The 12,768-nt window shown below is 61.0% G+C and carries 14 protein-coding genes; 7 read left to right on the forward strand and 7 right to left on the reverse strand.

Annotated features, from left to right (window positions below; genetic code table 11):
* Positions 1-121: 121 nt before the first annotated feature.
* The gene (locus XH89_RS25970; protein ID WP_246767624.1) at positions 122-928 is read right to left on the reverse strand and encodes an extracellular solute-binding protein; all 807 of its coding nucleotides are present in this window, start codon (positions 926-928) and stop codon (positions 122-124) included.
* Between the two features lie 137 nt (positions 929-1,065).
* Complete coding sequence (locus XH89_RS25975) at positions 1,066-2,238, reverse strand: TDT family transporter (protein ID WP_194463216.1); 1,173 nt, start codon at positions 2,236-2,238, stop codon at positions 1,066-1,068.
* 319 nt (positions 2,239-2,557) lie between these two features.
* On the opposite strand from XH89_RS25975, the gene XH89_RS25980 reads away from it, so the two are divergent.
* Both XH89_RS25980 and XH89_RS25985 read left to right on the forward strand, forming a co-directional pair.
* The gene (locus XH89_RS25980; protein ID WP_194463217.1) at positions 2,558-3,475 is read left to right on the forward strand and encodes a LysR family transcriptional regulator; all 918 of its coding nucleotides are present in this window, start codon (positions 2,558-2,560) and stop codon (positions 3,473-3,475) included.
* 251 nt (positions 3,476-3,726) lie between these two features.
* Positions 3,727-4,734, forward strand: a complete 1,008-nt coding sequence (locus tag XH89_RS25985; protein WP_194463218.1) for a methyltransferase — start codon at positions 3,727-3,729, stop codon at positions 4,732-4,734.
* Between the two features lie 88 nt (positions 4,735-4,822).
* On the opposite strand, the gene XH89_RS25990 is transcribed toward XH89_RS25985, so the two are convergent.
* From XH89_RS25990 to XH89_RS41395, 3 genes are all read right to left on the reverse strand, one after another.
* Entirely contained in the window at positions 4,823-6,190 is a 1,368-nt protein-coding gene (locus XH89_RS25990) for an NAD(P)-binding domain-containing protein (RefSeq protein WP_194463219.1), read from the reverse strand.
* Between the two features lie 48 nt (positions 6,191-6,238).
* Positions 6,239-6,556, reverse strand: coding sequence for a helix-turn-helix transcriptional regulator (locus tag XH89_RS25995; RefSeq protein ID WP_128954971.1), 318 nt, complete (start codon positions 6,554-6,556; stop codon positions 6,239-6,241).
* Positions 6,557-6,632: 76 nt separating this feature from the next.
* Positions 6,633-6,839, reverse strand: a complete 207-nt coding sequence (locus XH89_RS41395; RefSeq protein ID WP_246767625.1) for a GDCCVxC domain-containing (seleno)protein — start codon at positions 6,837-6,839, stop codon at positions 6,633-6,635.
* A gap of 173 nt (positions 6,840-7,012) precedes the next feature.
* Here XH89_RS41395 and XH89_RS26000 point away from each other — a divergent pair, with 173 nt between their 5' ends.
* The 5 genes from XH89_RS26000 to arsC all read left to right on the forward strand — a co-directional run bounded on the left by XH89_RS26000 (position 7,013) and on the right by arsC (position 10,257).
* Positions 7,013-7,657 carry a hypothetical protein gene (locus XH89_RS26000; RefSeq protein WP_194463220.1) on the forward strand — a complete coding sequence of 215 codons (645 nt, stop codon included), beginning with the start codon at positions 7,013-7,015 and terminating at the stop codon, positions 7,655-7,657.
* A 123-nt stretch (positions 7,658-7,780) separates the two neighbouring features.
* Positions 7,781-8,143 (forward strand): helix-turn-helix transcriptional regulator, encoded by a 363-nt coding sequence (locus XH89_RS26005; RefSeq protein WP_194463221.1) that lies wholly within the window; start codon positions 7,781-7,783, stop codon positions 8,141-8,143.
* A complete protein-coding gene (locus tag XH89_RS26010) occupies positions 8,136-8,663 on the forward strand; it encodes an arsenate reductase ArsC (protein ID WP_194463222.1) in 528 nt (175 codons plus the stop codon). Before XH89_RS26005 ends, XH89_RS26010 begins: the two co-directional genes overlap by 8 nt.
* Positions 8,664-8,665: 2 nt before the next feature.
* Positions 8,666-9,721, forward strand: coding sequence for an ACR3 family arsenite efflux transporter (gene arsB, locus XH89_RS26015; protein ID WP_194463223.1), 1,056 nt, complete (start codon positions 8,666-8,668; stop codon positions 9,719-9,721).
* Between the two features lie 134 nt (positions 9,722-9,855).
* Complete coding sequence (gene arsC, locus XH89_RS26020) at positions 9,856-10,257, forward strand: arsenate reductase (glutaredoxin) (protein ID WP_194463224.1); 402 nt, start codon at positions 9,856-9,858, stop codon at positions 10,255-10,257.
* Between the two features lie 245 nt (positions 10,258-10,502).
* Here arsC and XH89_RS26025 read toward each other — a convergent pair whose 3' ends face one another.
* Together XH89_RS26025 and XH89_RS41400 are read right to left on the reverse strand one after the other, a co-directional pair.
* Entirely contained in the window at positions 10,503-11,393 is an 891-nt protein-coding gene (locus XH89_RS26025) for a hypothetical protein (protein ID WP_246767626.1), read from the reverse strand.
* A complete protein-coding gene (locus XH89_RS41400; RefSeq protein ID WP_246767627.1) occupies positions 11,341-12,729 on the reverse strand; it encodes a hypothetical protein in 1,389 nt (462 codons plus the stop codon). Before XH89_RS41400 ends, XH89_RS26025 begins: the two co-directional genes overlap by 53 nt.
* Positions 12,730-12,768: the final 39 nt, after the last annotated feature.

Here is a 12,768-nt window from a genome sequence, read left to right on the forward strand (position 1 = left end):
CGTCATGCCTTCGTGCTGCCTCGCTCAACTTGACCGAATGTCTGCGATCTCAGTACGGAGAGTATTTGCATAAAGGCGGGTACCTCGGAATGGGCACCCGCCTTCCCACTTGGTGCGGTTGCTACCGCACCCAGCCCTCGGTTTTCATAATTTCGGCACCACGAGAGCTGGTGAGGAAATCCAGGAATTGCTTGGCTTGCGGATCAGCGTCGCGCGCCAGCACCACGTTGACGTCACGCCAGATCGTGCGGTTGCTGGCCAACTTCACGATTTCTGCAACGTCCGCGTGGGTGATCGGCCAATCCGGCCAAGTGACCCATGCATCGGCGCCCTTCTCCACGAACATCTTGTAGCTTGGTCCGCTCCCTTTACCGAAACCTACGATGTTATTGCGAAAGCGCGCGATATCCGCGAGGTGACCTTCGCGACCGGCAACGTCCTCCCAGGTCCCCGTACCCGAGGTATTAGCAACACCAGCCCCTTCGGTGACGACTATTTTCATACCGTCCTTCAACAAGTCCTCGAAGCCACGGATGTGCTTCGGATTGCCCTTCTTAACCGCGATAATCGACGGGCGGAGATAAATTGGCGTGACGTCAGCCCAAGCGAAATCCTTGTAGGTCTCCAGTAACGCGGCGATGTCTTCCTCGGCAGTCCCCCACAGGATGTCGGCATCCGCCTGAGCTCTTTGCGACCAAGTCGGCTCGGGGCCGCCAACGACCTCGACCTTCACTCCGGTTTCCTTGGTGAACACTTCAGCGACCCTCTTAAAGGCTGTGTCCGGCCCGCCAGCTCCGTAGAGTCTGACGACGCCGTCACGCGCGTTATGGACGATCGTCGGGTCGGGAACCTCGTGGGCTGTGACTGGCGTCGCCAGAATGAAAGGCAACGCCAAAGCCAAAACTGCTTTCGTCTTGGAGCTAAGCACCGGATTCTCCTTTTCGAATGCTTGTGTCTTTATTTCACGAGATGCCGTTGTTACAGCGTTACCAAGGCTCCTGCGTCGATCGCGATGATCGAACTTTGGATGCAGAGGCCCGCCGCTCAATTCTGCAATCGCTTGCCTCAGACGACGTCGGCTTCGAACTTCGTCGTCCAGTGCGGGCGGCTCAGGCACGGGGCGTTGAACAGCGCCGTCGTGGCTGCACCATTGAGAGTTCGCGCTGCCACAATGATCCAGAACACGGTCAGGCAGATCGTCATGATGCCGGCACCGACAGAGAAGAGTGTAAGCCCTGTGACCCGATACAGCGCGAAAGTCGCGAGAGTGTAGACGGCAAGAGGGAAGGTGAAGCCCCACCAACCCAGATTGAATGGCAGCCCCTCGCGGAGATAACGCAGGGTCTTCAGCGCCGCGAGAGCGAGCCACCATGCTCCATAACCCCAGAGGACGATGCCACCGATGACACCGAGACCAAAAGCCGTGTCGCCGATATTCGCATGGCCGCTCGCCGCAAAGATCACCGGTGCGTCCGCACCCAGGAGCAGCAAACCCAGCGCACCCGTTCCTATCGGCCCGAGGGCAAGCCATGCGGAGGCACCCATATCGCGCTTCGGCAGCTTGTGCAGTGCCAACCGAAGGACCAGCAGCACAAGAATGCTCATCGCCAGCGGGACTGAGCAGGCCCAAAGCACATAACCCAGTACAAGAATGAGCAGCGCTTCAGGCATAACAAGATACGGCGCAAGCAAGCCCGCACTGGCGGCCGCGACTTCGCAAGCCACGATGGGCAGCAACCACACTGCCGTCAGTTTCTCGACGCTGTGTTCCTGACGCGTGAACATGAAGTACGGGATCGCGACCCCACAGACGACAGACATTGCTGCGTCGAGCCACCACAACGCGTGAGCAACCACTATCGCCTGGCCACCAATTAACGCCGGCCCGAACACGATAAAGCCGTTCACTATCGTCGCCAATCCCATCGGAATGGTGCCGAAGAACATCGACATCACGGGATGATCGAAGATGCGTTTCGCTTCGTCGAAAAAGAATATCCAGCGCGCAGTGTACAGCAGGCTGAATAGCGTGAAGAGCGCAATATTGAACAGCCAGAGTCCAACCGCCGCACCGTGCAAACCGGCGAGCGGCAAGGGAAACTGATTGAGAACCAGCGCGAGCGCTCCCGTTCCCATAGTTGCCGCGAACCAGTTCGGCGTAAAGTTTCGCACGATCTCGACGAAAGGTTTTGTGTTATCCACCCTTGTCGGCGCAAATTCTCTGTCAACGTATGTCATGGATACCCTCTCTGATTTGGGTACGGTCTCTTCGCGGCCCAGCGAACCGCAACAGCGATCAATGCGATGATTGTGAAGGCTGGCCCGAGGCCGATCGGCACCCGATCTGCTTGTCGGCGATCTTGAAAACTGCCAACCCACCTACAGGGATGGCTACATCAAGATCGAGATCGGCTTGACGTCGAGCGATGGTCATTGCGACCGCCTTTCGTTCCTGATTTGAAGCTCGTCAGAAACGTACGGCGCCTTGAATCATCATACCAATAGATGTTATTTCTATAATCAATCTTGTTTTTAGATTGATTGGAGAGTCAGGATCATGACGCTCGAACAACTTCGAATCTTCGTGGCGGTCGCCGAGCGACAGCACGTCACCCAGGCAGCACAAGCGCTCAATCTTGCCCAGTCCGCGGCGAGCCATGCCATCGCTGCCCTTGAGGCGCGTCACAATACGAAGCTCTTCGACCGGGTCGGGCGTCGCATTGAACTCACGGGAGCTGGAAGGATTTTTCTTGCCGAAGCAAGATCAATCCTGGCACAGGTCGAGAGGGCAGAGCTGACTTTGAGCGAGTTTGGCAATCTCGATCGAGGCACGCTTGCGGTTCAGGCCAGTCAAACCATCGCAAGTTACTGGCTGCCGCGGCACTTGGTCGCGTTTCGTCGTGCACATCCGCGCCTGGACGTCAGATTGACAGTTGGCAATACCGCCCAAGTTGCCGAAGCAGTTGAGGGTGGAGCTATCGAACTGGGCTTCGTCGAGGGAGTGATCGAAAGCAAGAAGCTGTTAAGCACTCGCGTCGCCCTAGATCAGATGGTCCTCGTTGTCGGCCACGAACATCGCTGGGCAACGGGCAAATCGCCAAGCGTGGCCGACCTTCTTGAAAGCGATTGGGTACTGCGCGAACCCGGATCGGGCACAAGGTCGGTGTTCGAGCAAGCCTTGGCACGCCTCGGAACCTCGCCGGATCGATTGCGCATTGCCATGGAGCTACCCTCCAATGAGGCAGTAAGAGCCGCCGTTGAAGCTGGACTTGGAGCTACGGCACTTTCCGCCTCTGTAGTGGCCTCAAGCATTGAAAGCGGCCTATTATACCCTGTCACTTTCAGGCTGCCGCAGCGAGAGTTTTACGTCATTCAGCATAGCCAACGTCATCGCAGCCGCGTTGCCGACGCACTGCTGAAGCTCCTTGCTCCGCCCGCCAAGCAGAAATCGGCTCGTATTGCTAAATCTCGATGACCAGAGACGGCGCTGGGATGAAGGTCAAAATACTCCGGATGAAGTCAAATAGTTCCTTGAAATGTGCGTGTGGGCTTGTGGCCCTTTTTGGCCTGTCCCGGCACTCGTCATGAGGTCGGGTGTGAGGGGCAGTCCCGACCTGGCTCGTATGAGGCTGAATCGCCGCTGATGCCCCAGAGCGGGCTTGGATAGATGACAAGGCGCTTCACGAAAGGCTAGTGTTCGGCGGTTCTTTCTGCAAGGGAGCGACCATGCCAGCGCAAAGTCCCGCCGTCGAACTCATGAAACTGATCGGCGGCTTTCAAGTCTCTCAAGCCATATCGGCGATGGCGGAGCTCGGCATCGCCGACGTGCTGAAGGGTGATGTCCTGGCGAGCAATGATATCGCCCGAGCGGTCAAATGTGATCCGCCATCTCTGTACCGCTTGCTGCATGCGCTGGCGTCAGCCGGTCTGTTGGAAGAACAGGCAGACCAGCGCTTCCGCCTAACGCCGGTCGGAGAGTGTCTGAGATCGGACTTCCCGGACTCACGGTCGGCGTGGGCGCGGTATGTTGGCCGCCCTTACGTTCGGCAATCATGGGGAAACCTCGCCGATTGCGTGAGGAGCGGAAAGAGCGCGTTCGAACTCTTGCACCAGGCAAATTTGTGGACGTGGCGCGGAGAAAGGCCCGAGGAAACCGCGATCTTCGACGCCGCAATGAGCGAGTTGTCTCGCTCGGGAGGCGCTGCAATTGCGTCCGCTCACGACTTCTCGGCCTACAAGGTGATCGTCGATATCGGTGGCGGACAGGGAGCGTTACTCGCCGCCATTCTCTCGCACCATCGAGATACTCGCGGTATCCTCTTTGACCTGCCGCATGTCATCGCCAAAGCACAAGATCTGCTGGCAGCGGCAAAGGTTGACGACCGCTGCGAGATCGTTGGCGGGGACGTGTTCAAGAGCGTCCCCGGAGGCGGCGATGCCTATGTCATCAAATCCGTCTTGATGGATGAGAGCGACGACAGCGTTGTTTCAATTCTTCGTCGCTGTCGCTCCGTTATGACACCCTCAGCGCGGATCATTGTAATTGAGCACCTCCTCACGCCGCCAAACCAGCCGGAGGTCAATTATAGCGACATGACCATGATGGTGATGACCGGCGGTCGCGAGCGCACACAACGTGAATTTGAAGCGTTGTTTGCCGCTTCAGGCCTGCGCCTGGAGCAAGCCGTGGCCACCCGCTCGCCTTTCACATTGCTAATCGGGACTCAAGCCTGAACCGCGCGACACGCCAGAGCTGCATAGCGAAGAAGACAACGCCGTCGCTGGCATCATACCGGGCACACGTTCTGCGAAAGGTTTGGCCTTACGAACAGCCACACCCTGAAGCGCCGGCCTTCCTGGCCGTTTCGTCGGCGGCACAGCAGGCCGAGGCATCTTGCTTCGCCGGGCCGCCGCAACAACCTGCGGCGCCTGATGTCTCGACGCCGCCGCGCGTGCAGACGCCGGTTTCCGGCAGCACCAGCTCGACCCGCGCCGCGGCCGCCTTGTCGCCGGCGATATCGGCGGCGATCGATCGGACCTGCTCATAGCCGGTCATCATCAGGAAGGTCGGCGCGCGGCCGTACGACTTCATGCCGGCGATGTAGAAACCGGGCTCGTCATGGGACAGCTCGCGTGCGCCGTGCGGACGCACGGTGCCGCAGCTGTGTTCGTTGGGATCGATCAGCGGCGCCAGTGCGACCGGCGCCTCGATGGCCGGATCGAGCCGCAGGCGCAGCTCGGACAGAAACGAAAAGTCGGGACGGAAGCCCGTCGACACGATCAGCTCGTCCACGACCACGCTGCGCGCACCGCAGCAGGCGCCGGCCGATATCTTGAGGCGGCCTTCGGAATCCGACAGATGCGTGACGCCGAACTCGGCCTCGACCCTGATTTTTCCGGACGCGACGAGCGCAGCAAAGGCACTGCCGAGCTCGCCGCGGGCCGCAAGCTTGTCGTTGCTGCCGCCGCCGAAAGCCTTGGCCGGATCGGCGCCGCGCAGCAGCCAGAGGACTTGCGTCCCTGCTACCTCGTCGGCGAGCCGCGCGAGATCGATCAACGTGCCGACCGCGGAATGGCCGGCGCCGAGCACCGCAACCGTCTTTCCGCCATATCGGGAACGCTGCACGCCCCGCACATCGGGCATGCCATAGGCGATGCGGTCACCGCGCTCCGCCTCGCCGATCGCCGGCAGGCCGTTGCTGCCGGCCGGATTGGGGGAGAACCATGTCCCCGAGGTATCGATCACGGCATCGGCGCGCAGAACCTCGGGCCCCTTGCCGTTCTGGTAGCGGATTTCGAAAGGCGCCTTCTCTCGCCCCCTCGTCTTCGCCTTGTCGAAACCGGCGCGGCTGATGGCCGTGACGCGGCTGGAGGTGCGGATCACCTCGCGTAGCGGCGTCCGCGTCGCCAGCGGCTCGAGGTATCCTTCCAGCAGTTCGCCGCCGGTCGGATAGGCCTGGGGATCAGGCGAATTCCACCCCATCGGCGCGAGCAGACGCGCGGCGGCCTTGTCGACGTTGTATTCCCACGGCGAAAACAGCTGAACGTGCTGCCACTGGCGGATCGCATGTCCCACCTCCGGCCCGGACTCCAGAACGACGGGCAACATGCCACGCTCCAGCACATGTGCGGCCGCGGCAAGACCAACAGGCCCTGCCCCGATGATGGCTACCGTCTTTCCGTCGCGCATTGTACTGCTCCCATCCTTCTAGAATCATCGAATAATCTGGCAAAAAAATCAGGCCGCGGACTGAGCGCCCCCGCATCCGACTTCGTCCGCACAGCACTCCGCCGCCAGGAAATCTACCAGCCCCCGCATCGCATCGAAGTTGGCGTGACACACCAGCGTCGTGGATTCGCGGACCTGACTGACGAGCCCGACTGCAACCAGAGACTTGATGTGATGAGACAGCGTCGATGCCGGGATCTTCAGCTTGTCCTGCAAGCGGCCGACCGGCATGCCGGAATGTCCCGCCCGGACAAGGGCGCGGTAAATCTGCAGCCGGGTGCGGTTACCCAAGGCTTCCAGCCGCGCTGCTGCATCATCGATCTTCATGGCATGTACGATGCGCCCATCCAGATCGGATGTCAACGATATTTCTAGAATGTTCGAAATATTAGGCTGGCTCAAGTCAGCCTTGGCAGCACTTTCCGTTTTGCTGGATTGAAGGACAAGGGATAGAGCCATAAGAGCAGTACACGCAGCAATCGCCGCTCTTGGGCTTGAGCCGGATCCCACATCCCTTGCAATCGTAGAAGAACTGGCAGGCGTCGGTCGGCATCGTCTCGACCGCCGCATGATAGCAGACTGGACAGGTAATGATGGACTGCACCTGCATGGACGGCTTCCGCGATCACCAAACACGGCCATTCTAACAGTTCGGGGCAAACGCGGCCAGTTCGGAAAGTCATATTGAGGAGAGCATACAAAGCTCCAAAACAACGATAGAACTGGTTTGATAGTTGTAATTGTCCGGAGTTTGCTGTCGCGACGAGCGCGCGTCCTGGCGGGTTGCTGGGTGCTTTGTATCGGATGCGGCGCCGGAGCATTTGCCGTCAGGAGGCCATCCTCGTCGGCCAAGGCGAAGACAAATCGCAAGATGACAGCGATGCCATGACAGGTGCAGAGACGACCATCGTGGCGGGCCTCGAAATTCCTTCGACCGACCCCTTCTTGCTGGCGGTGGTCCTGGGAGTGCATATCCCCCTGGGCCTGGCATGCGTTGCGACCGGCGCAATCGCGATGTTGAGCGAGAAGCGCCGCGGGCGCCATTCGAGGCTTGGAACGACCTATTTCTGGTCCCTGCTGGCGCTCCTCGCAACCGCGACATTGCTGTCGCTCATGCGCTGGGCCGAAAATTATCATTTGTTCGCTCTCGGCGCCTTGTCATTCACTTGCGCATGGATCGGGCGCACTGCGCTTCGACGCCACTGGCGTTACCGGGTCAGGCTCCATATCGCGGGGATGGGCCTGTCGTACCTCCTGATGCTGGTTGCCTTCTACGTCGACAACGGAAAGCAGCTTCCGGTTTGGCGCGACCTGCCTCATGTCCTGTACTGGCTTATCCCCTTGGCCATTGGTATTCCGCTGATCGTTCGCGCCCTTCTGTGGCCGCCGCTGGCGCCAGCCCGCCATGATCTTCATGTGACGCGGTAATTTACGATGCGCAGACCGATCGAGGTCCTCAAGCCAGTCCTGCCGAATGGTTCCTTCCGACGCGAAACGCGATCGCCGGATTCCCGATTGACGTCGCGCCCATAATTCCATAAGTCTGGATATATGGAAACCGAAGAAGCCGTCCTGGCGCTCGCCGCGCTGTCGCAATCGACCCGTCTGGAGGCGTTCCGGACGCTGGTCAGGCACGAACCCGACGGCCTTGCGGCCGGCGACCTCGCTCGTCTGCTCGAAGTGCCCCAGAACACGCTCTCGGCGCATCTTTCAATTCTCAGCCGTGCGCGCCTCGTGTCCTCCGAACGACAGAGTCGTTCGATCGTCTATCGCGCCAACCTCGCCGCATTTCGCGATGTCGCGGTTTTCCTGCTACGCGATTGCTGCGGCGGACGGCCTGAGGTCTGCGATCCCGTCGTCGACAGCCTGCAAGCCTGCTGCTCTCCCAAGCGAAAGGGGAAAGTCCGTGCCTGACCAGATGTACAACGTCCTGTTCCTGTGCACCGGAAATTCGGCGCGCTCGATCCTCGCCGAGTCCATTCTTCGCAAGGATGGCGCCGGCCGCTTCCGGTCATTCTCCGCCGGCAGCACGCCGAAAGACGCGGTGCATCCACTGGCACTGCGGACGCTGGAAAACATGGACTATCCCGCCGACGGGATGCGTTCGAAGAGCTGGCTAGAGTTCGCCGCGTCCGATGCGCCGGTGATGGATTTCGTCTTCACCGTTTGCGACAATGCGGCTGGCGAAGCTTGCCCGATCTGGCCGGGACAACCGATGACCGCACATTGGGGCATCGAGGATCCCGCCTCTGCCGAAGGCAGCGATCTGGAGAAGCAGGCGGCGTTCAATACCGCATTCCGCTACCTCAAAAACCGGATCGACACCTTCGTGAACCTGCCACTCAAAAGCATCGACAAGCTCTCGCTTGGCACTAGGCTTCGCGAGATCGGCCGCTCCGACGGGGCAACGTCCAACAGAAACGATGTGGCATAGGGATGGGCATCTTCGAACGATACCTTACCCTTTGGGTTGCGCTTTGCATCATCGTCGGCGTCGCCCTGGGGCACGTCATGCCCGGCTTTTTCGGCGCGGTCGCAGCTGCTGAGATCGCCAAGGTCAACTTGCCGGTGGCGATGCTGATCTGGCTCATGATTGTGCCGATGTTGCTGAAGATCGATTTCGGCTCATTGGGCGAGGTGCGGCAGCATTGGCGCGGCGTCGGCATCACTCTTTTCATCAACTGGGCGGTCAAGCCGTTCTCGATGGCGCTGCTGGGCTCGTTCTTCATCGGTCACCTGTTCGCGCCGTGGTTACCGGCTGGCCAGATTCCCTCGTACATTGCCGGCTTGATCCTGTTGGCGGCCGCGCCCTGCACCGCGATGGTGTTCGTGTGGTCTAATCTGTGCGAGGGGGAACCTCACTATACCCTGAGTCAGGTCGCGCTGAACGACGTGATCATGGTTTTCCTGTTCGCCCCGCTCGTGGGGCTGCTGCTCGGAGTTGCCTCGATCAGCGTCCCATGGAGCACGTTGCTGCTCTCCGTTCTGCTCTACATCGTGGTGCCGGTCATCGTCGCGCAATTGTGGCGTAAGGTGCTTCTGCGAGGCGGCACGGACGGCTTCGACCGCGTCATGCGCGTGCTGCAACCTCTTTCGCTTGTTGCTCTGCTCGCGACCTTGGTGTTGCTCTTCGCCTTCCAGGGTGAGCAGATCGTCCGGCAACCCGGCGTCATCGCCATCCTCGCCGTGCCCATTCTCGTCCAGGTTTATTTCAATGCGGGCTTGGCGTACTGGCTGAGCCGACGGTTTGGCGTGGCCTGGTGCGTCGCCGCCCCGGCCGCCCTCATCGGTGCAAGCAATTTCTTCGAACTGGCGGTCGCCGCCGCGATCAGCCTGTTCGGCCTCGAGTCCGGCGCCGCGCTGGCGACTGTGGTCGGTGTCCTCGTCGAGGTCCCGGTGATGCTGTCGGTCGTCCGCATCGTCAAGGCGACCCGGGGCTGGTACGAAGGTGGCGCGACGGAGCTTCCGACGGCCTTGAAGATCGGCCAATGAAGCCGGAACATTGAATCTCGCCATGACCGCTACGCCTTTGTTTTGGCGAAGATGACGAAACCGCCCCCCTGCTGATATGACCTGCTCGGCCGTGCCGACGAGTGCGGCCATGCTATTGTCGCGGAGACCCGATCATGAGCGTCACGATCTATCACAATCCCGACTGCGGCACCTCGCGCAACACGCTGGCAATGATCCGGCAGAGCGGCGAGGAACCTGTCGTCATTGAATACCTCAAGACGCCACCATCGCGCGAAACGCTCAAGCAACTGATCGCGGCGATGGGACTATCCGTCCGCGGATTGCTGCGCGAGAAGGGAACGCCGTACAAGGAACTCGGCCTCGCCGATCCCAGATGGTCCGATGACGAACTGATCGACCAGATGCTGGCGCATCCGATTCTGATCAATCGCCCGATCGTGGTGACGGCAAATGGCACGCGATTGTGCAGGCCCTCGGAGGCGGTCGTCGATCTCCTCGATCGCCCCGTCGGCCGGTTCGTGAAAGAGGATGGCGAGGTCGTCGAAGCGCGATAGACGCTTCAAACAGCGCCAGCACCGTCTTGCGGAAGGTCTCGTCGTCAATCTTCGAACAGCCGGAAACCAGACCACAGGCCGGCGACCATCTGCGCCGGCACCGATCTTCATCGGCGCAAGACAGGTACATCCATAGCTGTTCTCTCGAATGAGGCAGGCGAACACTTGGATGGATATCCATCTGATGAGAAGGTTGCGGATCCCCGGTGCCGCAATGCGCTACGGCCAAGGTCAGGACCGCCGAACTATCTCGGCAAGTCGGACGATCGTTCTCGATGCGAGCCATGCGCCTCGAGCAATGACAGCGGAAATCCGAACGTCAAACCGGCACGGATTTCATTCACCGGGTGGCCGTTCGTCAAGGCGTGACGAATGCCGATGTCGAAGCTGAGATCGTCGTTCACCCGGTAGATCAAGCCGGCAAGGCCGGATATCGTCGCCATCTTGCCGAAGTCGTTCTCGTAGAAGATTTCGGCGACGGGACGGACCGTCCAGGTCGACGGCCCCTCGAGAATGGCGCCCACGAAGACGTCGGCGTGATGATCGCGGGTCAACGCGGTTTCCGCGTTGAGGTGGATCGTTCCCCAATCCCAGCGCTCCGAGACAATGGCGGCGAAGCTTGCGCCCACGCCCGAAGCGCCGGTGCTGTCCGGCAGCAGCACGCCAAATTCGGTCGCAACGCTTGGGCCCGTCTTGTCCTGCAGGCTGCCGGGCACGACCACATGCTTGAGAAACGCGCCTGCCGCCGTCAAGGTGGTCGGTCCGGGCGGAGAAAGGGACGTCTGCCCCTGGCCTTCGAAGACGGCTTCCCAACCCTCGCTCAGGCCATAATTGACGACCCAGGCCGGCGCGATCAGGCTTGTCCCGCTCTCATCACGCAGACGCCCCGCCGGTTGCAGCTCGATCTCCATTTCCCCTTTCTTGGCGACGGCAGCATCGGTGCCGTCGAAGGGGCGATAGGCCGCCGCCGGAGTGGCGAAGCCGCACAGGGCGAACGCGACCATGGCGCAGCGCATGGGATCGCTCACGGATATCCGGCAACGTTGGCTGCGTCGAAACATGCGCCGCCTCCCGAAATCGATGTCAGGGCATTGGCTTGAACACCCAGATCGCCGCCGGGCCAGCCGGGCCCGCACGAACCGCCACGAGCAGGCGGTCGATCTCCGGTACGAAGAGAGAGGTTCGCGCGCCCGTTGCGGTCGGCAAGCGTCCTATCCTTCGATAGTCAGATCCATCGATCTCGAGGACATCGACGTAGCCCGCGCCGCAGCTCACATAAACCCGCTCGCGCTTGGCATCGACGAAGAGATCGTCGACGTCCCCGCAGGTTTCCGTCTTCGCAATCGGTTTGCCATCCAGCGAGAAGACGGCAAGCTCGGCGGGGCGGCGGTACGCCAGGAGAACGCGGCCACGGCTGCGATCGATCGTCATCGCGAAATTGCCACCCTTGTCCAAGGACCAGTTGGCAAGCTGCTTCCCGGAAGCGCCATCCACCACCGCAACCGCGCGCGCGTCAGGCAGATTTACAAAGATGCGCCCGCCGTCAGGCTCGATCTGGAAACTTTCCGGATGCGCCTTCAGCGGGATGTTCCGAACCTTGGCGCGGGCAGACGGGTCAAGCACGGCCAATCCACCATCACCATAGCCCACAACCACGCGCTTGGCCGCCGCGTCGATCCGGATGTTGTCTGCATCGCTGCCGAGTTCGATCCGCCCGATCGCCTTGTACGTGTCGGCTTCGAACAATTGCGCCGATCCATCGCGGGCATTGGCAACATAGAGGGTGTCGGTCGACGGCTCATAGGCGACGCCCTGGGGCTCGTTCAGTCCGGTCACCGTTCGGAGCAGGGTATGTGCGGCCAGGTCGACGACGCCGACGGTGTCGTTGCCAAGCTCGGCCACGAACAATCGCTGCCGTTTCAGATCGACGGCCATGTGATCGATGCGGCCACGCACATCGCCGAGCAAAATCTTCGCCTCGAGCTGGAGTGGCGCGGTGTCTTCGCCCGGTTGGGCCGCCGCCACCAGCGTCGGTATCAGCACGTCGATATGCGCGATAATCTGGTCGCGGGTCGCCTCATAATCATTGATACCCAAGGGAATGCCTGACCAGTAGGTCACATCGGCCCGCCCGCGTTGCTCGGCGGGGATCTGATCGAACGCCACCACCCTGCCCGCCGCGGCCGTGTCGTCCGCGGTCAGTTGTTGGGGCGTGTTGGCTGCTTCCAGACCGTCGAGCGCAAGACCGTCCTGCACCGCCACCGGCACCGTCCGATAAAGGTCGATGCCGCGCGAGACCGCTCGAAACGGCAAACCACGCTCCTGCGAGGCCTTGTTGAAATAGGCCGCCGCCATCTGACTGTTCACCACACCGTGGAGGCAGACGAAGACGATTGTCCCGGCTGCCGTCTTGGCCTCTGTCTTAGTCTCCGTCCTGGCTTCGTCCGCCGGCGCAGGCAGGATCGGGGTCATCAGGATCACGAGGAAGGCGACCGCGAGGTGAAGCCACGC

The sequence above is a fragment of the Bradyrhizobium sp. CCBAU 53340 genome, assembly GCF_015291645.1.
Classification (GTDB): domain Bacteria; phylum Pseudomonadota; class Alphaproteobacteria; order Rhizobiales; family Xanthobacteraceae; genus Bradyrhizobium.

Bases quoted from the DNA above. Each gene is read 5' to 3' on its own strand.
- XH89_RS25975 (WP_194463216.1), bottom strand. From the start codon at position 2,238: ATGACATACGTTGACAGAGAATTTGCGCCGACAAGGGTGGATAACACA.
- XH89_RS26005 (WP_194463221.1), top strand. From the start codon at position 7,781: ATGGAAACCGAAGAAGCCGTCCTGGCGCTCGCCGCGCTGTCGCAATCG.
- XH89_RS41395 (WP_246767625.1), bottom strand. From the start codon at position 6,839: ATGCAGGTGCAGTCCATCATTACCTGTCCAGTCTGCTATCATGCGGCG.
- arsB (WP_194463223.1), top strand. From the start codon at position 8,666: ATGGGCATCTTCGAACGATACCTTACCCTTTGGGTTGCGCTTTGCATC.
- XH89_RS25990 (WP_194463219.1), bottom strand. From the start codon at position 6,190: ATGCGCGACGGAAAGACGGTAGCCATCATCGGGGCAGGGCCTGTTGGT.
- XH89_RS25995 (WP_128954971.1), bottom strand. From the start codon at position 6,556: ATGAAGATCGATGATGCAGCAGCGCGGCTGGAAGCCTTGGGTAACCGC.
- XH89_RS41400 (WP_246767627.1), bottom strand. From the start codon at position 12,729: ATGACCCCGATCCTGCCTGCGCCGGCGGACGAAGCCAGGACGGAGACT.
- arsC (WP_194463224.1), top strand. From the start codon at position 9,856: ATGAGCGTCACGATCTATCACAATCCCGACTGCGGCACCTCGCGCAAC.
- XH89_RS25985 (WP_194463218.1), top strand. From the start codon at position 3,727: ATGCCAGCGCAAAGTCCCGCCGTCGAACTCATGAAACTGATCGGCGGC.
- XH89_RS25980 (WP_194463217.1), top strand. From the start codon at position 2,558: ATGACGCTCGAACAACTTCGAATCTTCGTGGCGGTCGCCGAGCGACAG.